This window comes from Aerococcus loyolae, from assembly GCF_002871915.2.
Classification (GTDB): Bacteria; Bacillota; Bacilli; order Lactobacillales; family Aerococcaceae; genus Aerococcus; species Aerococcus loyolae.
Genome location: NZ_CP126958.1, coordinates 239,772 through 260,298, shown reverse-complemented (window position 1 = coordinate 260,298; position 20,527 = coordinate 239,772). Strand labels below are relative to the sequence as shown.

At 42.9% G+C, this 20,527-nt stretch carries 15 protein-coding genes and 1 other annotated feature (1 of these 16 running past the window's edge); of the genes, 6 read left to right on the top strand and 9 right to left on the bottom strand.

Going from position 1 to position 20,527, the window contains the following annotated elements; all coding sequences use genetic code 11:
• The first annotated feature begins 162 nt into the window (after positions 1-162).
• Together CJ190_RS01155 and pnuC are read left to right on the top strand one after the other, a co-directional pair.
• Entirely contained in the window at positions 163-792 is a 630-nt protein-coding gene (locus CJ190_RS01155) for a deoxynucleoside kinase (RefSeq protein ID WP_070598105.1), read from the top strand.
• Between the two features lie 17 nt (positions 793-809).
• On the top strand, positions 810-1,562 hold the full coding sequence (gene pnuC / locus CJ190_RS01150; protein ID WP_013669619.1) for a nicotinamide riboside transporter PnuC: 753 nt from the start codon (positions 810-812) through the stop codon (positions 1,560-1,562).
• A gap of 149 nt (positions 1,563-1,711) precedes the next feature.
• Here pnuC and CJ190_RS01145 read toward each other — a convergent pair whose 3' ends face one another.
• Together CJ190_RS01145 and proS are read right to left on the bottom strand one after the other, a co-directional pair.
• Complete coding sequence (locus CJ190_RS01145) at positions 1,712-3,994, bottom strand: glycogen/starch/alpha-glucan phosphorylase (RefSeq protein WP_064292523.1); 2,283 nt, start codon at positions 3,992-3,994, stop codon at positions 1,712-1,714.
• 539 nt (positions 3,995-4,533) lie between these two features.
• Positions 4,534-5,988 (bottom strand): proline--tRNA ligase, encoded by a 1,455-nt coding sequence (gene proS / locus CJ190_RS01140; RefSeq protein WP_064293618.1) that lies wholly within the window; start codon positions 5,986-5,988, stop codon positions 4,534-4,536.
• Positions 5,989-6,584: 596 nt separating this feature from the next.
• Here proS and CJ190_RS01135 point away from each other — a divergent pair.
• Both CJ190_RS01135 and CJ190_RS01130 read left to right on the top strand, forming a co-directional pair.
• Complete coding sequence (locus CJ190_RS01135; RefSeq protein ID WP_064293617.1) at positions 6,585-7,580, top strand: substrate-binding domain-containing protein; 996 nt, start codon at positions 6,585-6,587, stop codon at positions 7,578-7,580.
• A 34-nt stretch (positions 7,581-7,614) separates the two neighbouring features.
• Complete coding sequence (locus tag CJ190_RS01130; RefSeq protein ID WP_064293616.1) at positions 7,615-8,139, top strand: acyl-CoA thioesterase; 525 nt, start codon at positions 7,615-7,617, stop codon at positions 8,137-8,139.
• A gap of 90 nt (positions 8,140-8,229) precedes the next feature.
• Here CJ190_RS01130 and CJ190_RS01125 read toward each other — a convergent pair whose 3' ends face one another.
• From CJ190_RS01125 to CJ190_RS01110, 4 genes are all read right to left on the bottom strand, one after another.
• Complete coding sequence (locus CJ190_RS01125) at positions 8,230-9,375, bottom strand: mannitol-1-phosphate 5-dehydrogenase (protein WP_064293615.1); 1,146 nt, start codon at positions 9,373-9,375, stop codon at positions 8,230-8,232.
• Positions 9,375-9,818, bottom strand: a complete 444-nt coding sequence (locus tag CJ190_RS01120) for a PTS sugar transporter subunit IIA (RefSeq protein WP_013669286.1) — start codon at positions 9,816-9,818, stop codon at positions 9,375-9,377. Before CJ190_RS01120 ends, CJ190_RS01125 begins: the two co-directional genes overlap by 1 nt.
• A gap of 49 nt (positions 9,819-9,867) precedes the next feature.
• Positions 9,868-11,994, bottom strand: a complete 2,127-nt coding sequence (locus tag CJ190_RS01115) for a helix-turn-helix domain-containing protein (protein WP_064293613.1) — start codon at positions 11,992-11,994, stop codon at positions 9,868-9,870.
• A gap of 113 nt (positions 11,995-12,107) precedes the next feature.
• A complete protein-coding gene (locus tag CJ190_RS01110; RefSeq protein WP_064293612.1) occupies positions 12,108-13,916 on the bottom strand; it encodes a PTS mannitol transporter subunit IICBA in 1,809 nt (602 codons plus the stop codon).
• A gap of 300 nt (positions 13,917-14,216) precedes the next feature.
• On the opposite strand from CJ190_RS01110, the gene nagB reads away from it, so the two are divergent.
• A complete protein-coding gene (gene nagB, locus CJ190_RS01105; protein ID WP_101562041.1) occupies positions 14,217-14,936 on the top strand; it encodes a glucosamine-6-phosphate deaminase in 720 nt (239 codons plus the stop codon).
• Entirely contained in the window at positions 14,929-15,885 is a 957-nt protein-coding gene (locus CJ190_RS01100; RefSeq protein WP_064293610.1) for an NAD(P)-dependent oxidoreductase, read from the top strand. Before nagB ends, CJ190_RS01100 begins: the two co-directional genes overlap by 8 nt.
• 84 nt (positions 15,886-15,969) lie before the next feature.
• Here CJ190_RS01100 and CJ190_RS01095 read toward each other — a convergent pair whose 3' ends face one another.
• From CJ190_RS01095 to CJ190_RS01085, 3 genes are read right to left on the bottom strand one after another with little or no spacing between them, the layout of a single operon-like run.
• Entirely contained in the window at positions 15,970-17,487 is a 1,518-nt protein-coding gene (locus tag CJ190_RS01095; RefSeq protein WP_064293609.1) for an ABC transporter substrate-binding protein/permease, read from the bottom strand.
• The gene (argH, locus tag CJ190_RS01090; RefSeq protein WP_070598107.1) at positions 17,478-18,896 is read right to left on the bottom strand and encodes an argininosuccinate lyase; all 1,419 of its coding nucleotides are present in this window, start codon (positions 18,894-18,896) and stop codon (positions 17,478-17,480) included. Before argH ends, CJ190_RS01095 begins: the two co-directional genes overlap by 10 nt.
• Positions 18,897-18,947: 51 nt before the next feature.
• Positions 18,948-20,435, bottom strand: a complete 1,488-nt coding sequence (locus CJ190_RS01085; RefSeq protein ID WP_064293607.1) for an ABC transporter substrate-binding protein/permease — start codon at positions 20,433-20,435, stop codon at positions 18,948-18,950.
• Positions 20,436-20,513: 78 nt separating this feature from the next.
• Positions 20,514-20,527: a binding site (T-box leader), on the bottom strand (it continues 204 nt past the right edge of the window).

Here is a 20,527-nt window from a genome sequence, read left to right as displayed (position 1 = left end):
GTCTCAAGCTTAGTCAAATAAGTCAAAGATTGCAGGAAAATTTCTTCCTTGGCCTTTTCAATATCCTATGATAGAATACTTTCCGGACACAAGATATAGTGTTTACCCTTATTTTTATAAGAAAACAGCACAATATATAGTTAGAGAGTAGGGATTACAATAGTGATAGTTTTTGCTGGAACCATCGGCGCAGGGAAATCGACCTATGCCGGAAAATTAGCTGAATATTTAGGCACAAAAGTATTTTACAAACCTGTCGAGGAAAACCCCATCCTTGATAAATATTACCAAGACCCCAAGAAATATGCCTTTTCCTTACAGATTTACTTTCTAAACCAACGCTTTAAAAATATTAAGGCAGCCTTTTTTGATAATAATAACGTTTTGGACCGTAGTATTTACGAAGACGAACTTTTCACCTATTTGAATGTTTTAAATGGGAATATCTCTGAAGAAGAGTTTAGCATCTACCGTGACTTACTAGCCAACATGATGGAAGAATTAGACAGCCTACCTAAAAAGGCTCCTGATCTCTTAGTCTTTTTAGATAGTTCCCTAGACAACGCTGTCAAAAACATCAAAAAACGGGGCCGAGTTTATGAACAACCAAGTTCTGATAATGGCCTTTACGATTATTACCGTCAACTCCACAGCCACTATGGTCAATGGTATGCAGACTATGACCAGTCACCTAAAATGCGGCTAAATGTGGATAATTATGACATTCATCGTCCCGAAGATGCCCAAATCATTTTTGATAGTATTGACACTTACTTAGAAAAAATTCAATAGGAAAACGAGGAAAATATATGCAAGAACAAAACAAAGCCACTAAGACCCTGTCCTTAAAAGAATGTATTCACCGCGCCTTAAAACCACTCAACAAGGTGGAATTAGCCATCATCGCTTTTGGTTTTATCGTCTCCTTGGGATTTAATTTATATGGAATTATTACCAGTTTAACCAGCCAAGAATTTGACCTTAACATCCTTATGTCTCTGGGGATGAGTATTTTTGGGTTTTTAGGCACTTGGACCTTAGCCATCCAATGGCAACCCACTTTTATTGTCAATGGGATTCAAAATATCTTCGGGATTGCCGCTGCTGCTATCCTAGGGATTTACGGGGATATGTTTTCATCTATTTACTATCTCATCACCGAATTTGTCGGCCACTTCAGTTGGGCTAAACGTCGAGACGAAAATGGTGACCTCCATGTCGACCAATACTTTAATTTAAAAATAATTTGCCAAGCTGTCTTCTTCTGGACCATTGGTTTGGGGGCCTTCTCCTATGTATTGGGTGGCCAACAAATTGTCTTAGATGCCATCACTAACGGGATTTCCTTTACCGCCCAACAACGTCAAGTGACTGGTCACAAGGACGGCTACTATCTCTGGTTAATTAACGATGTCCTTTCAGTAATTCTTTGGTTACAAGCGGGCAACCTCATCGTTGGTTTCTCATACCTAGGCATGTTAGCTCAAGGGATTGCCGGTTTAATTATCTGGTCTAAAGGAAAGAGCTCTGCCTTAGAATACGAAAACGAATGCATCGACTAAAGACTTGTCGCTTCCATCTTCAACAACACAATAAATAAAAAGTGCAGCAAGCACAAAAGGATCACTGAGAAGTTCTAAACGCTCCTACTTCTCAAGCAAAGTCCTTAGGCTTGCTGCATTTTTTATTTTACTTATGTATTTTTATCGGTTTATTCGGGATCGTCTACGTCTAAGTGCCAAATATCTTCATTATATTCCAAAATGGTCCGGTCACTAGAGAAGTAGCCTGCCTCAGAAATATTGACTAAGACCTTATCCAACCAAGCGTCTTGGTCTTCATAGTCTTGGTACATCTTATCTTTGAGGGCAATGTATTCTTCTAAGTCAATCATGGCCATGAAGTAGTCCTTGTTCTTGATATCTTCATAGAGACGCCGTAATTGGCTCTCATGGCCTAAGCGAATCATTTCCGAACTCACAATAAAGTCGACCAGAGCTTTAATGGCGGGGCGATTATAGTAATCTTGTGGATTATAGCCATTATTCGTATAGAGGTCAATAATCTCATCACTAGACTTACCAAAGGTGTAGATGTTGTCTTCTCCTACCCGCTCAGCAATTTCCACATTCGCCCCATCCAAGGTACAAATGGTCAAGGCACCATTGAGCATAAATTTCATATTCCCCGTCCCACTCGCTTCTTTTGAAGCCAAGGAGATTTGTTCAGAAATATCAGCTGCCGGGATGAGGTATTCTGCTTCCGTGACATTATAGTTGGAGACAAACTCAACCTGTAAATAAGGTGCCACTTCAGGATCTTCCTTAATCAGAGCTGACAAGGTAAGAATTAAGTGGATAATATCTTGGGCAATGGTATAGGCTGGAGCAGCCTTGCCGCCAAAAAGAATGGTGATTGGGGTTTGGGGAAGGTTGCCGTTCTTGATATCAAAATATTTGTAAATAATATAAAGGGCCAGCATTTGTTGGCGCTTATACTCATGGATCCGTTTAATTTGAACATCAATAATCGAATCTGGCTTAATATCGATCCGTTTACTTGCTTTTAAATGGTCCGCTAACCGTTCCTTGTTGGCCTGCTTAATTTGGGCTAATTGATTCATGAAATTCGTATTATTCTTTTCTTTGCTTAAATCGCTAAGATCTGCAATACCTTGATGCCATTGGTCGCCAATGCTTTGATCAATTAAATGACCCAAACGCGGATTGGCAGCCATTATCCAACGTCTAAAGGTGATCCCATTAGTCTTATTGGAGAATTTTTCTGGGTAAATAGCGGCAAAGGCCTTGAGTTCACTATTTACCAAGATATCCGAATGCAAACGGGCTACGCCGTTAGTCGAAAAGCCAAAATGGATGGCAATGCTGGCCATATGGACCGTGTTGGACCCATCGATAATCTCAACCGCATGATTACCTGGAAACTCTTCCTTAATCATACGGTCTAAACGGCAGATTATATTAGCAATTTCCGGTTGAACGGCTTCAATATCTGCCAGTGGCCATTTTTCCAAGGCCTCACTCAAAATAGTATGGTTAGTAAAGGCCACCACCTGACGAACAACTGCCACCGCTTCTTCAAAAGTAAAGTCGTGGTCTTCAGTTAACAGTCGGATCAATTCAGGAATGATAAAGGTAGGGTGGGTATCATTAATCTGAATGACCGCATAGTCAGCTAAATCATGGAGGTTGGACCCCCGATCCAAGGCTTCACGAATAATCAATTGAGCGGCGTTAGAGACCATAAAGTATTGTTGATAGATTCTTAACATCCGCCCGGCATGGTCAGAGTCATCAGGATAGAGAAAAAGGGTCAGGTTTTCAGGGATATTTTCCTTATCAAATTGGATGGTACCCCATTGGATTAAATCTGAATTCACCGTGTCCAGGTCAAATAAGCGGAGGCGGTTACGTTCTCCTCTTTTAAAGCCAATAATATCAATCTCATATAAGGTGGAAGCGACTGGCCCATTTTTAAAGGGAACGGTAAAAGTAGTCTCGGTACGATTTAACCAAGTTCTCCCCCCTAACCAGTCATCAGGTTTGGCCGTTTGCTGGTTATTATCAAAAAACTGCCGGAAGAGACCAAAATGGTAATTTAAACCGATTCCGTCCCCGTTCATGCCTAAACTGGCAATAGAATCTAAGAAGCAAGAAGCCAAGCGTCCCAATCCCCCATTACCGAGTGAAGGTTCTTTTTCTGCTTGTTCCACTTCCGTTAAAGACCGGCCATGAGCCTGTAATTCTTCTTCAACTTGGTCATAGATCCCTAAGTTTAAGAGGTTATTGACCAGTAATTTACCAATCAAGAATTCTGCCGATACATAATAAAGTTTTTTCTTGCTGTGATTAGTAGCTAAACCTTTGCTTTTATCTTTGATCAAATCGAGTAGTAAATAATAAAGTTCCTGGTCACTAATATCTTCTATGGACTTATGAAATTGATTTTTTGCCATAGCTGCCATTGTATTCATAGGTGGATCCTTTCTCGTACTTGGATAATAACAACTAAAAAGTTGTATCCACTTTAAAAAAATTAAGTAATATACTATTAAAATAGCTGATTTCATCTCATTGAGCAAGCGTTTTCTATTTTCCCCTGAGATAAAAACAAGAGTTAACTACTTAAAATATAAAAATAGCTGGCCTTTAGCTAGTAGAAGAAGCTTGTTTGAGTTAATAAAAAAGAGGGCGCACTGCCCTCTTATTGTGACTGTCGTACTCTCAAAACGTGCTCCGGGTGCAGATCGATCTCCACTTCACTAAAGTGCAAGAAATTCTTTTCAAGAATTTTTGCTCTTTAGCTCCAGTTGCTATAGCTGTTCGAAGCGTAGCAAGTTACAGATATAGTATGCATAGCGTTATCGATCTTTGGTGCACCCGTCGCACTCTATTCAAACCTGCTCGCTGACAAAAGTGAACTCCGCTTCAGAAATATTTGGCAATCCTTTTCAAGGATTCCCGCATATTTCTTCCAGCGTTTCACTTTTTTGTCGTCAGCTCGCACTCTATTTTAATATGCGCGGGCAAACCAAACGGTGTGTTTTGCGGGTTTTCCACTGACCAGGTCGACGGTTTTTTCAACTGCTGGTTCAAAGGGGATGTTCCGGGTAGTGAAGCCGGTTTCTTCTTTGACCTTGGCTTCTGTTTCTTCCGTGCCATCCCAGCCAGCAAGTACCCAGCCTGGGTATTCTCCCTTTTCTTCACAAGACTTGATATGTGCCTTTAATTGGTCCAGGGTGTCGATGTCGAAATGTTCATGGTCATGACGGAATTGGTCGGCCTTGTCATAGAGACGTTTTTGCATGGTTTCCATTTCACTAGCAACCTTGTCGAGTAAGTCATCTAAGTTAACCGCTTCTTTATCCTCTAAGTCACGCATTTTAATCATGCATTGGCCCTTTTCCATATCCCGTGGACCAAATTCGATCCGTAGTGGGACCCCTTTTACTTCGGCCTCATTGTACTTGTAGCCTGCTGAATTATTGGAATCATCTAAATAAGTTGAATAACCGGCTGCTTGTAGGTCCTTTTCAATGGCTTCGAGGCGGGTAAGGACTTCAGGGTTCTTCTTCACATTGCCAACTGGAATCAAAGCAATTTGAATTGGTGCCATTTTTGGTGGGAAGACAACTCCCTTTTCGTCACCATGGACCATAATCATGGTCCCGATCAAACGGGTCGAGGCGCCCCAAGAACTGGTATGGGCATAAACGTGTTGGTTTTCGGTATTAAGATACTTAATGTCAAAGGCTTCGGCAAAATTGGTCCCCAAGTAGTGTGAGGTCCCTGCTTGCACAGATTTGGTGTCTTTCACCATGGCCTCGATAGAATAGGTATCCACCCCGCCAGCAAATTTTTCCGAAGGGGTTTTTTGACCAGCGTAAACGGGTAAGGCTAATAAGTCTTCGACGGTTTCTTGATATACCTTAAGAAAGTGCATGGTCCGTTCCCGAGCTTCTTCTTCAGTAGCGTAAGCACAGTGGCCTTCTTGCCAGAGAAATTCAGAGGTTCTTAAAAATGGTAGAGTCCGTTTCTCCCAGCGGAAAACATTGGCCCATTGGTTAAGTTCCATAGGTAAATCACGGTAAGAGTTAATCCAGTCAGACATGGCATTACCAAAGAGGGTTTCTGAAGTTGGACGAAGGGCAACTGGTTCCTCTAATTCTTCGTCACCCGCCCGAGTTACCCAGGGTAATTCAGGGGCAAAGCCCTCAACATGGTCAGCTTCTTTCTTGAAGAAGGACTCGGGAATTAACATGGGGAAGTAACAATTCTTTACTCCTGATGCTTTAAATTTCTTATCAAATTCGGTCTTAATTTTTTCCCATAAGACGTAGCCATTAGGTTTAAAGACCATGGTTCCACGAACAGGACCATAGGCAAATAAATCAGCCTTTTGAATACTTTGTAAATACCACTTAGAAAAATCATTTTCTTGTAAATGACTTGTTGTTTCTTTTGCCATTGTAATCTCCTTTTCCACTTTATCCGATAAAAAAAGCGAGTCCACCATCCCCTAAAAGGACGATATGACTCGCGGTACCACCTTTATTAAGCTTTTGCTTATCTCATTGGACGATAAGGGTGTCTCCCCTGCAAATGCTTGCACTTGCTAAGTTTTACTTAGTATCTTAGTAGGTTCAATTGTGAGCGGGGTAGTTTTTTCAGCAGCCAAACTCTCTCTTAACCCTTCAACAATTTACTAGTCTAAACTAACATCCATTGTGGCCGACTTAGGGCCTTTTGTCAATAGGAAAAAGCTCAATGCTTAGAGAAATACTGTCAAGAATGTTTTTTTGTTACAAAAACTTTTTCTATTTATCATTTTATGCTAAAATTTTTAAATTAATATTTTATATATAATGAAAGAGACAGGTGTTTTCTTAGACAGCAAGCAGGCTTAAGCGCTTTTCAGTCTAATAAGCTACGATAACTTTTAAGGAAAGATTTTATTTTTTATGAAAGTTAATGAAAACGTGATATAATGAATGAGTAAACGGTTGCAAAAGAAAAACACCTTTGCTATATTAAGTCAGTAAATTTTTTCGAAGGAGTTTTATTATGGAGAAACAAAACGTGACAATCTATGATGTCGCCCACCAAGCAGGGGTATCCATGGCCACAGTTTCACGTGTCGTTAACGGAAATCCTAATGTGCGCCCTAAAACTAGAGAAAAAGTCATGAAAGTGATTAAAGAATTAAATTACCATCCTAACGTCATTGCCCGCGGTTTAGCCAGCAAGCGAACCCGCTATATCGGGGTACTCTTGCCAGACATTACTAACCCTTATTACAGTTCTCTGGCTTTGGGAATCGATGATATTGCTAATATGTATGAATACAATATTATTTTAGCTAACGCCGACCCTGAGCATGACGCTGCTGGGGTGGAAAGTTTAATTATGAAGCAAGTCGACGGCATTATCTTTATCGGGAATAGCATTTCCCAAGAGGCCCGGCAAAAAATTTCCGCCGCTGGTCGTCCTTGCGTCTTCACTGATTTAATCGATCCTGAAGCAACCATGCCTACGATTAATATAGACGTGGAAGATGCCTACTACCAAGTCACTAAAGATTTCTTAGCTAACGGCAAGAAACGGATCGCCCTAGTCGGTAGTGACCAAGGCTTCAAGGTAAGCCAAAGCCGGCAATTACAAGGTTATGAAAAGGCCTTAACAGAAGCTGGACATGCCGTCAATGAAGACTTATTAATTGCGGCTAAGTCACCTTCTTATGACTCAGGCTATGCCCTTTACGAGACTTTCACTGAAATAGAAGCGGATGCTGCGATTGCTACCGATGATACCATTGCCATTGGCTTACTCAATGCCCTATTGGATAATGGCGTTAAGGTCCCTGAAGAGGTCGAAATCATGGCTTCAGATAATTCTTCAATTGTCAACATGTCACGTCCAGAACTCTCCTCAATTGCCCCACCAATTTATGATATTGGTGCTGTTGCCATGCGGGCCTTGACCAAGTTAATGGAAAATGAAACGCTTGACACTGACCTGAAGCTTCCTTACCAAATCATTAAGGGAGGAACCACTAGTTAATCAAGCGGCTTAATTTAGAAAGTAGGATGTCACTATGGAAAACGAAACAAAGGATTTAGTCCTTAATTGTAAAGACACACTAGTTGTCCATGAAATGTTAATTTTACCTGCCCATACTAACCCAGCTGGAAACCTCTATGGTGGGGAGTTACTTTATTTAATCGACAATGTGGCTAGTCTAGCTGCCCATAAGGCCACCCGCTGTTCTGGGGTAACAGCCTCCTTGGACAATATGAACTTCATTAGCCCCTTTAAATTAGGGGAGATTGTCCGCATCGAGTGTTATGTCACTGGGACCGGTCATCGCAGCTTGGAAGTCTTTGTCAAAGTGATTGGTGAAAATTATCAGGAAAACCGGAAATTCATTGGCGCAACCTCTTTCTTAACCTTTGTCGCTACTCCAAAAGAAGATGAAGATTTTACCATGCCCAAAATTCAACCAGAAACCGATGAAGAACGCTACATCTGCGCTGGTTATGGCTCCCGCCGCAAGATCCGCCAGGAACAACGCAAAGAAGACCAAATCATTCAAGAGAAAATGAAACATCATTTCCATTAAGCAAGAGCGGCTTAATCTTTTAAAATTGTTCAAACAAAAGAGGTCAGGATATTTTTCCTGACCTCTTTTTGTTTGACGTTTTTGCAGAAATTATTTAGCGGCTTCAACTGCGGCTTTAATTTCATGAATTAAGTCCGTATCATTCAAGCCAGTGACATCTTGGATGACTTCTTCTAGGCTTTGCTTTTGTAATTTTTCTTGTAAGGCTACACTTTGGTCGTCTTGGGGATTATCAAAGTTAAAGGCTAGGCCAACCACTGCTAGTAGATTGCTATAGTCTAAGCCCTGTTCCTTTAATTCACGGATTGGACGGATAAAGCGTTCATTATAACCCAACTTACGGATCGGTGTCCGACCCACCCGATTGACTTGGTCAACAATCATTGGATTTTGGAAACGTTCAACAATTTTTTTCCGGTAGGCGGCCATATCCGCTTCCTTAAAGTTCCACTTGGCAATTAACAAGCTGCTGGTTTCTTTTAGGACTGCTTTCAAACGTTCTAAAATGACCTCATCTTCTAAGGCTTGGCCAATGGTTTGATAGCCCTTAGCTGCTCCGGAATAAGCTACGGAAGCATGGCCAGTATTGACCGAGAATAACTTCCGTTCAATGTAAGGTTCGAGGTCATCCACATAGAGGACCCCGTCTAAGCGAATGTTCTTCGCCTTGGATTGGGTTTGGTCAACCACCCATTCTTTGAAGGGTTCTACACTCACAAAGAGGACATCCTCATGGTGTTGCTCAGGGACAATCCGGTCGACAGCTGCATTAGGAAAACCAACATAGCGATCAACATAGTCTTGATCTTGATCGGTCAGGTACTTATCGACTTCTTGGTGTAAGAAATCGGTCCCCCCAATCATGTTTTCACAAGCAATGACATCAATAGGTTGGCTAACCCCAGCTTGGCGACGTGCTTGTAAGCCTAGGGCAATTAATTCAGCAATATAGGGAAGGATATTAGGGCCAATCGCGGTGGTAATAATATTTGCTTCCTGAATGGCTTGAACCACGGCTTCAGGATTTTTCCCATTATTAATAGCTTTTACACCAGAAATATCAATTTTTTCTTCTCCCGGTGCCGCATAACCAATTTGGTAGGATCCCCGCTCGTTCAAGGCATCCACGATCGTTTCATTCACATCCACAAAATCAACGGTAAAACCATTGGCAACTAATACTTCACCAATAAAACCACGTCCGATATTCCCCGCGCCAAAATGTACAGCTTTCATTAAACTTCTGCCTCCTCAAAAATAGCAATAATTTCTTGGGCACTTGTTGCATTGACTAAGCGTACAACACTGTCCATATCTGAACATACAACTGCAATCTTGGATAAAAGATCCAAGTGTTCATTACCAATCCCTGCAATACCAAAAACCATCATAGCCATTTTTTCTTCTGGCTCATCGGGGGCAAAATCGACCCCGAACGGCACTTGGATCACCGAAATACCAGTTGCTTTTACTTTATCTTTACCTTCATCGGTGCCATGGGGAATGGCAATAAAATTCCCCATATGGGTTGAAACCACTTCTTCACGGGCTAACATGGAATCAATATATTCTTCTTCCACATCACCGTCATCAACGAGCAACTGCCCCGCTGCTCGAATGGCATCTTCTTTATTAATAAAGGATTGATTCAAACGAATCATCGATTCTTTTAATTCCATTTCCTCACTCCTTTTATCTCCAGGGAAACTCCTACATCATTTTTGTTTTTTATAGACTGTCCATATTTTTTATAGTAGCCAGTAATATGTTATTCAGTAACTGTTTCAAGAGCCCTTCATCGCCTCGGTCATAAAGGGAGAGATTAGCATCATTTTCAATCACGGAACTCGATATCGCTCCCATCACTTCCTGTAGCCAGGGGGTTAAGGGGTTAGGGGCTAAAAGCAATAACAAGCGTCTGAGCGTCATCATTTGATGATCCATCCCCAAAATCGGGTAACCTTCCGCCAAGTCATAAATCACAAAGTAAGGCTGAAAGACTTCCGCATGACTGGTATGGAAGAGTCCGATACCTGAATGTGGGATACCGATAGCCGATTCTTCAAACCGACGCATGACCGCCTCGCTGACCTGCTGGCTATCGCCAACTTGCTGGCCCCTAAGTTGCCCTATTTGCTGATCAAGTAAGCTTTTGAGATCAAGCTTAGCCTTTCCAGTATTATTGACCTTAATCACTTGAAAGTTTTGGTAGACTTGATAAGCCTCTTTGATCTTATGATAATAATTTTCTAAACTGAGCTCCTGATTATTTCTCGCTAAGCTTCCTACTTCCCCAGTTCGATTGTTAGATCCTACCCGGTCCTTATTTTGAGCGATTTGCTCAATTTCAATTTCTAAGGCCTTTAATTCGTCATCTAAGAGCAAGGGGGAAACCAAGTGATAGTGACGGCTGAGTCCTGGTAAGAACAGGGTGGATAAGACGATATCATAGGAAGTTAGCGCGACTTGATTTAAGGCTGATAATTTCACCACATCAATCAATAGATTTTGTTTAATGTACTTTTTCAAACGGTTTTCCAGAATTTTTGTCGTTCCCATCCCACTCGCGCAAACCAAGAGCAAGGAAATTTGCTGGCGGCCTTGAGGGTGACGTTCCAAGGAAGTTGCAAAGTGAATAACAATATAGGCCAATTCATCACGGCCAATCTTCTGACCCGGGAAGGCTTGGGAAAAGCTCGTCCCCACTGCCTGGTAAAGGTCAAAATATTGGTCAGTAATCCGGTCCAATAAGGTATGGGGAGATTCTTGAAATTCACTCACTTCCGGCCGATTAAAGGTCGCCTGGATATGGGTGACTAAATTATAGTAAAGGGCTGAATCAGTGCGGAAATCGTTGGCTGTTTTTTCACTGACAGCTTGGATAAGCTCGGAAACCTGATAGAGAAAGGTTCCATCATAATTTTCAATCAGCAAGTGTTCAAGCGGCTTGTAATTGACCCCTTCTAACTGCTGGGCCAAGAAATTCCGTTCATTAATACCAATCGGTAAGGCTAAAGCATCCGATAACCAAGCCATAATTTGCTGGGCTAAATGTTGTTCGGTTTTCCCAGGTTGGGAAAGGGCTAAGTGCTTACTTTTTTCTTGCCCCCCGTCTTCTAAATGCTGGCCCGACTTTAAGCGAATAATAGTAACCGTAACTTGGAGCATGATCAGCTTCAACTGGTTATCCGTCACCTTAGCAAAGGTCGTTGGATTTAAACGATTAAAGATTTGCTGAACTAATTCCAAGTCTTCTCCCTCTAGTAAAGCCATGAAGGCTTGACTGTTTTGTCCGCCTTGGCGGTTAGGATGGAAGAAGGTATATTCGTCAATATTTTGACTTAAAAGTGAACTCAGCATTTGCCGGCGTTCAGCTTCCCACCCCCTAACCAAATAATTCTTCTTATCATCACGCACGAGGTGGAGGTCATAATTCAATAGGGCCTCACCAACCGCCTTGAGGTCAGTTTGAATGGTGGCTAGGCTGACGCCATAATTCGCTGCCAGGCCTTGCCTGGTCAATTCTGGATTTTCTAGTAATAATTGGCAGGCCAGGTGCTGCTGGCGTATCTCCCGGTCAAAGAAAGGCCAGGATGCTTGCCTTTGCTTTGGCCCTAAAATATCCTTTAAATCTTCAACAGTAAAATCCTTGGGATAGCGTAAGAAGTAACCCTGCTTGCGGTCACGACCGATTTCGATCCCAAACTTGTTCAAGGAAACTGCTAAATTATTCAATTCCCGATAAACTGTACGCTGGCTGACTTGTAAGGTCATCTTTAAACTTTCCAAGCTCACGCCATCGCCTTGCTCCATAAAGCACTGTAATATGACCCGTTCTCGTTCTGAAAAGTACATGGCCTAATCCTCTCTGTAAAAGCTACTTTGCCTTAATAGTACACCATGAGACGAGCTAATGGAAAACTTTATCTGACTTCAGTCGCTTATTTATTAAAGGATGGCTAAAGGCCTTATTCCCCTAAGGATTGAATCAATGAATAGTAATTTCCTTCATCAATCAAACGGTCAAAATGAATGACTCTAGCCTTTTGGAAATGTTCCTTGGCTGTTTGATAGTCATCACTCTGTACGATCACCAAGATATTGTCTTGGTCATTAATCTCATCCAGTGCTTGAGCAGAGGCATGGATATTTTTATCAGGGGCTTTTTTGACTAAGAGATTTCTAAAGATGGACGCTGCAATCGTCGTGCCGCCAACACCAGGTCCTTGGAAGGCAAAGACGACCTTGTTAATGCCAGCATAGTCTGATGTTTGCGCTTGACTAGAGTCTTTTTTAGCGGACTCGCTAGAACCATCAGATACTTCAGCTTCAACCGTTTCTACATCTTCATCTAACATATCCGCTAAAATTTCATCATAGCGGTCAGAATCCATAAAGTTGTTCACCGAAATATGGGTGGATGATGGAGCTTTTTTACGGGCTTGAGGGGTTAATTCTTGTTGGGTGATGACTAAGGTCTTCGCATCGTCACTCAGATTATTAATGGCTGAGTTGGTCACGGGTTGCGTCAAGCCTAATTGTTTGGCTTTCTTCCTTAATAGGGAAGCCCCCATGGCACTTGACCCCATCCCAGCATCACAGGCAAAGATAATCCGGTCGATTTGGTTAACGTCTGGAACTTCATCTGAAGTCGCTTCAACATCAGCACTTTGACCTTTAGATTCAGCCTTGGCTTGAGAAACAGCCGCTTGTTGTTTTGCAAAGTTGTCTTCTTGGGAACGATCGGTTTTTAGGATTAAAGCAGCAACCGCAAAGGATACCGCAGCAGCAGCAGCAACAGCTAGGAGCATGGGTAGATGGTCTCCACGAGCAGTTACCCCGAAAATAGCAAAAATGGAGCCTGGAGAAGCAGGTCCAGTTAAACCAACATTGAGGAGGACGTTAACAAAGGTCCCCGTTACCCCACCAGCGATAACCGCTAAGATTAAGAGAGGCTTGGTCATCACATAAGGGAAGTAAATCTCATGAATCCCACCAAGGAAGTGGATGATCATAGCTCCCCAACTGGAAGATTTAGCGCTACCCTTACCAAAAATAGCAAAGGCTAGTAAAACTCCCAGACCAGGGCCAGGGTTGGCTTCTAAGAGATAGAGGACCGATTTACCCACTTCAGCAACTTGGGCTGAACCTAGTGGGGTTAAGATCCCGTGGTTGATAGCATTGTTTAGGAAGAGGATCTTAGCGGGCTCAATCAAGACATTGGCCAAAGGTAAGAAACCTAGTTCCATGATCTTATTGACGCCAATTTCCATCCATTCAGTTCCCCAACTCACCAGTGGTCCAACTGCAAAGAAACCGAGTAAGGCTAAGAAGAAGCCCAGAATCCCACTGGAAAAGTTATTGACTAACATTTCAAAACCAGAAGGGATTTTTTCTTGGAAGGCTTGGTCAAATTTCTTAATGACCCAACCTGCAAAAGGCCCCATGGCCATGGCACCAATAAACATTGGTGTTTCGGGTGGCGCACCACCGATAACTCCCATCGTGGCAATGGTTGCAACAACAGCTCCCCGTTGTTGGTAGACCAGGGCACCACCAGAATAAGCAATTAATAATGGCAAGAGATAACGTTGCATGGCTCCACCAACAGCATTTAAGCTTTCATTAGGTAGGTAACCCGTTGGAATGAAGAGCGCAGCAAAAATCCCCCAGGCTATAAAGGCACCGATATTAGGCATGACCATGCTAGAGAGATGGCGTCCCAATTTTTGGATACCTGCCTTCAAGCCGGAAGACTTGGCTTGTGACTGTTCCATAATATTTCCTCCTTCATTGAATCACTGTAATATGTATTTACACCATTATTGTACAGAATATCTGTATACGCTTTCAATGGATTTGCCGGCTAGTTTTGGCAAAGTGTCCTCTGCCAAAATTTATGCCAAGACACTTTAATCCTTTCTCCCCCCCTTTTCCACCTATTCAACTTTGTGATTTTTTTGTTAAAGTACCGGTTCTACTTTCAAAATCTCCTTTTGCCACAGATTTATTTTCCTATCCGTGTTAAACTAGTGATAAGATTTTTATCAACTTATATCTTTTATGGAGGTACAAAAATGAAAGTTTATATTTATGATGACATCGAAACAGCCAGCCAAGCCGCTTTAAATTACTACAAAGAAGCCTTAGCTGACGGGCCTAAAGTCTTAGGCCTAGCTACCGGTTCGACACCAGAAAAACTCTACCAAGAAATCGTTGCTTCAGACTTAGACTTTACCGACAGTCTTTCCTTTAACTTGGATGAATATGTTGGTTTAGAAGCCAGCCACCCACAAAGCTATAATTACTTTATGCACAAACATCTCTTCAACGAAAAACCCTTCAAACATAACTATCTCTTAAATGGGGCCAACCCTAACGAAGAAGAAGAATGTTCACAATTTGAAAACTTGCTCCAAGAACATCCTATTGACCTACAATTACTCGGTATTGGACGCAACGGTCATATTGGTTTTAACGAACCTGGTTCTTCCTTCACCAGTAAGACCCGTAAAATTGAACTAACGGAATCAACTATCGAGGCTAACAGCCGTCTCTTTGACTCTCCTAGCGATGTTCCAACCACGGCTTATAGTATGGGGATCGGTTCCATTTTAAACAGCAAAAACATCTTGCTCTTAGCCTTTGGTGAAGAAAAAGCAGCTGCTGTTAAAGCCATGGTGGAAGGCCCAGTGACTGAAGAAGTCCCAGCTAGTGCCCTGCAAAAACACCCTAACGTGGTTGTCATTCTGGACCAAGCAGCCGCTAGTCAATTAAGCGGTGAGGCGGATGCCTAAACCCATCCTCTACCTAGCTGCCAAATATAAGGACCAAGCCCGTGAGCAACTAGCAGAGCTGAGTGACCGCTATCAAATTAAAGACAAAAACCAACTTCAAGCAAGCGACTACGCCCAAATCGAAATCTTTTTCGGTAGCGACTTAGATACCCTAGCCGCTATCTATCAAGAAAAGGACCGCCGCTTAGCCTGGCTTCAATTAGATACTGCTGGAGCTGACTACTTGCCCCAGGAAGTTATGGCTGATCCCAGAGTAACGGTGACGACCGTCTCAGGAATCCATGCCCCTTCCATTGCTGAGAGTATTTATGGTTATCTCTTAGGGGGTTTCCACCAACTCTTTATCTACCATGACCAGCAAGAAGAAAACAACTGGCACCGTTATGAGCATGTGAAGAATCTGGCAGGTAAAAAGGCACTCCTTTACGGGACTGGCCATTTAGCCAGTGAAATTGCCCGAATTGGCCAGGCTTTTGGCTTAAGCTGCTACGGAGTCAATACCTCAGGAAGGCCGGTGGAACATTTCCAAAACACCTACACCCAAAGCAGTGTGACCGAGCGACTTGGCGAAATGGATATCATTATTAATACCCTTCCGGCAACAGCAGAGACTGAAAATATCTTTAACCAGCACTTCTTTAAGCAGATGAAAACCAATAGCTATTTCATCAACGTCGGCCGTGGCAATGCTGTCGTAGAGGCTGACCTCCAAGCCGCCTTGGAAGAAGAAAAGATCGCCGGAGCCTATCTGGATGTCTTTCAAGAGGAACCCTTAGAGGAAGACAATCCCCTTTGGCAGACTAAAAACCTCTTGATCACACCCCATGCCTCTGGACGGGTAGAACACTTCCGTGATGATATTTTTAAGATTTTCTACCAAAACTACCAGGATTACCTAAGCGGTAACTATCCAAACGTCAACCGCCTAGATAAAAAGAAAGGCTACTAAAACATTAGCATCATAAAAAGCCACTTACCCTTCCCTTCAAGGAAGCAGTAAGTGGCTTTTTCACATAGATATTATTCATCAAATCTAAGCATATTTGGCATTCATTTGTTTTTCCCAACGGTTTAAGACCTTGGTTAAGGTAAAGGTCAGAATAAAGTAAATCACCATAGAAATCAACAAGGGAATAATCCCTTGATAGGTAATGCTGGTAACCGCCCGGGTTTGGAAGGTTAATTCAGCAATACCGATAGTCGATACAATAGATGACTCCTTAATCAAGGTCACAAATTCATTCCCCAAGGCTGGCCAGATTGACCGTAGGGATTGTGGGAAGATAACCTTCTTCAGGGTAGTCAAACGGTCTAAACCAAGAGAACGTGCGGCTTCAGTTTGCCCCTTATCAACCGCTTGGATCCCCCCACGGATAATCTCACTAATATAAGCCCCCGAGTTTAAGGACACCGCAATCAAGGCTGAAAGCAAGGCAGGAACGTTAAATAATCCACCGATTCCTAAGAACATGAAGAGGACTTGGATCATTAAAGGCGTCCCCCGAATGAATTCAACATAGGCCATAGCAATACCGGATAAAATTTTGTTCTCAGTCAGACGCATAACAGCTAAGATAGCCCCTAAGGTTAAACCAAAGACCACACTGACCGCTGAAATCAGCAAGGTCATTTTAATTCCGTTCCAGTAATAAGGCCAATAGGATAACCAGTCAACCCCTTGTTCAGCTTGTTCTTGGCCTTCACTAATAATCAAATCATAAGATTCATCTAGCCATTGGTCCATCAAACCTTGGTCTTTGACCTCTTGGACACTTTGGTTGATAGCTGCTTGTAGGTCAGGTTGGTTTTTGGGCATAACTACCCGTTTAGAGTTATCGTCTTCTAATTTAAAGTGGCCATTGATCATTTCTAGGGCATCTTCATGGGCCCGAACGTGGGCACCACCCACACCAGAGTCGATAATAACCCCATCAATTTGCCCCGTCAGTAAGGCAGAGATTAAATCAGGGAGTTGTTGCATAGCGTGCTTACCCACATGAGCCATTTGTTCATTGGCTAAGCCTTCTTGAATCGATCCTTGTTGGTAACCTACCGTCATATCTGGGGTGAAGGAATCTTTATCATGGATCTTTTCGGCATCGTCTTTACGGATAATAATGGCTTGTTCATCATTTTGGTAACCATCAGAGAAGTCAACCGACTTGGCTCTTTCTTCAGTATAACCCATCCCAGAAATGATAATATCGATATTCCCCGCTTCCATGGAAGATAGGAGACTAGAGAATTCCATGGTCACAACATTTAATTTAACCCCGAGGTCATCGGCAATTTTTTGCCCTAATTCAATATCAGCTCCGGCCACGGTTTGTTGGCCGTCTTTCATGGTAATAAATTCAAAAGGTGGATAGTCCGGGCTAACCCCCATTCGAAGTTCACCACGGTCTTTTATGCTTTGGAGGAGTGAATTCTCACTAGGGGCCTGGCCCTGGCCTTCCTCACCATAGACTTGTGGGGCTAAGAGACCGGATAGGGTCGTTAGCATCAGTAAAACTGCTAAAAAGCAATGACTCAATTTCTTCATCAATGACATTTTTCATTCTTCCCTTCTTTTCTCTTATTTTGATAGTTTTTCAGACGTTCTTTCACTTGAGCAATATGTTCTTTGACCTGGTCTGGAGCTGGTCCACCAGCCACCTGACGGGCATAGACCCCATGTTTCAAGTCAATGGCCTGGTAGATATCAGCTTCAAATAAGTCATTAAAGGACTGGTATTCCTCTAAGGAGAGTTCCTCTAAAGTTTTATCCGTTTCATGACAATACTTTAAAATATCTCCAACTTGGCGATAAGCATCACGGAAGGGTAAGCCCTTAGCGCTCAGGTAGTCGGCACAGTCAGTGGCATTTAAATAACCTTTACCCGCGGCTTGGTACATGTTTTCCACCTGAGGATGGGTGGCATCCAAGATAGCTGGCAGTAAGTTAAGTAAGGCTTGGACTGTATCAATGGCATCGAAGAGCCTTTCCTTTTCTTCTTGTAAATCCTTATCATAGGCAAGCGGTATGCCCTTCATGATGGTTAAGACCGCCATCAAGTCGCCATAGACCCGGCCAGCCTTGCCCCGCATTAATTCATGGATATCCAAGTTCTTCTTCTGAGGCATAATCGATGACCCCGTAGAAAAGCGGTCATCCACTACAATCAATTGGAACTCTTGGCTGGCCCATAAGATCATTTCTTCACTATACCGGCTCAGGTGCATACTAATCAAGGCCAAGGCACTCAGTAGTTCAATACTATAGTCCCGGTCGGAAACCGCATCGATACTATTACCGGCGTAAGCATCAAAAGCTAATAGCTCAGTGGTTAATTGCCGGTCCAAGGGAAAAGTGGTTGTAGCTAAGGCGCCTGCCCCTAGAGGCATGGAATGATTAATCCGTTTTTGAGCATCCATCAAACGCTCGTAGTCACGCATAAACATTTCCACATAGGCCATCAAGTAATGACCATAAGTAACCGCTTGGGCTCTTTGCAAGTGGGTGTAGCCAGGCATGATGGTTTCTAGGTGTTGGCCTGCTTCCTGGCAAAAGGCCTCTACCACTTGGTCCAATTGATCTAATAATTCGTCAGCCGCTGTGCGCGCATAGATTTTCATGGCCGTGGCGACTTGGTCATTACGGCTCCGTCCAGTATGGACTTTTTTACCGATATCACCTAAGCGTTTGGTGAGTTCACTTTCAATAAAACTATGGATATCTTCTGAAGCAGGATCAATCGTGAGTTTTCCCTGGGCATATTCTTTTTGCATATCCCCTAGGCTCGCTACTAAAGCCTCCGCTTCTTCTTTAGCGATAATCCCTTGTTGACCTAACATTTTGGCATGGGCTTGGCTAGCCTCAAGATCTGCAGGAAGCAACCGCAAATCAATAGCCAAGGATTGATTTAACTGGTAGGCTGACTCAGCCATGGCTTGATGATAAGTATTCGACCAAAGTGCCATTTTAACACAACCTTTTCTAGATTTTTTGTATTCAAGTGTTCCTCGCCGACTTTATACTTTCGCTTGCATCTTATTCTCATATAAACGTAAAGCCATCGAAGTCACAAAAGTAAGGACAAAGTAACAACACATCGAGATAAATAGAGGAATGGTTCCCTGATAGGTTAAGCTGGTAACCGCCCGGGTTTGGAAGGTTAATTCCGCTACCCCAATAGTAGAAACAATGGAGGAATCCTTAATCAGGGTGGCTGCTTCATTCACTAAGGATGGCCAAACAGGACGTAAGGATTGCGGGAAGACAACCTTCTTCATGGTGGTCCAGTAATTGAGCCCCAAGGAACGAGCAGCTTCTACTTGCCCCCGGTCGACGGAAAGAATCCCGCCCCTAAATATTTCTGAAATATAGGCCGCAGCGTTTAGGGAAACTGCGATAATCCCTGATAGTAGGGAAGATAAGGAGAACAAGGCTCCGATACTCAGGAAAACAAAGAGAACTTGGACCATTAAAGGGGTTCCCCGGACAAACTCAACATAGGCGCTGGCCAGTTGAGGTAGGACAGGTAAGTTTGAAATTCTCATCAAGACGATGATCAAGCCCAAAATAATCCCAGCTAAAACGGCCACTACTGAAATCAACAGGGTGACTTTGATTCCATCATAGAAGTAGGGCCAGTAGCTCAACCAGTTCGACTTTTGACTTTGCCGGATCAAGTCATAGGATTCTTCCATCCATTGATCCATTTGTCCCGATTCCACACAGGCATTCACCGTTTTATTAATTTCTGCTAAGAAGGTGGGCTGGTTATTAGGGATAGCCACCGACTTACCGTCAGAACTCACATCTAAACCAGAAGGAATAGCTAACAGTTCCCCATGTTCAGCAGCAAAGGCCTTGGCTACCGACTCATCGAGGAGTACGGCATCCACCTGGTTAGCCATTAAGGCAGCGACCGCATCAGCCGACTTCCGCATGGCTACCTTTTCAGCACTGGTAACCCGTTCGGTCACCAAGGTATCTTGGAGGGTGTTATCGGAAACCCCAATCTTGCCTCCTTGATCAAAGTAAGAAACATCTTTAATTTTATCTTGGTCTTGCTTTCTAATCACAAAATATTGCTGGTCGGACTGGTAGACATCAGAGAAATCGACTTTCTTATCCCGCTCTTCGGTATAGGACATCCCAGAAATAATCATATCAACAGACCCGGTTTCCATGGCTGGAATAAGAGAGCCAAATTCCATATCAACAACTTCTAATTTCACCCCTAAATCATCAGCGATTTGTTGGGCGAGGAAAACGTCCGTCCCTACTAGGCGGTTTTGACCATTTTCTAAGACGGTAAACTCAAAGGGAGCATAGCCACTCGCTGTACCAAAGCGAAGTACGCCGCGGTCCTTAATTTCCTGAAGTAGTTGATCGTCTTGGGCAACTTGCTTACCCTCGTTTTCCTCTGCGTAAACACTGCTTGGACTAAGTAAGATTAAAAGAGTCAAAGCAAACAAACACAGCGCACTAAACATTTTCTTGCATTGATACATATAAATACCTCCCTTTATAATAACTAAACATCACTTCAATCAATGAATGGCTCATAAACAACAAAAAAAGCCCACCTCCTAAGAGGCGGACT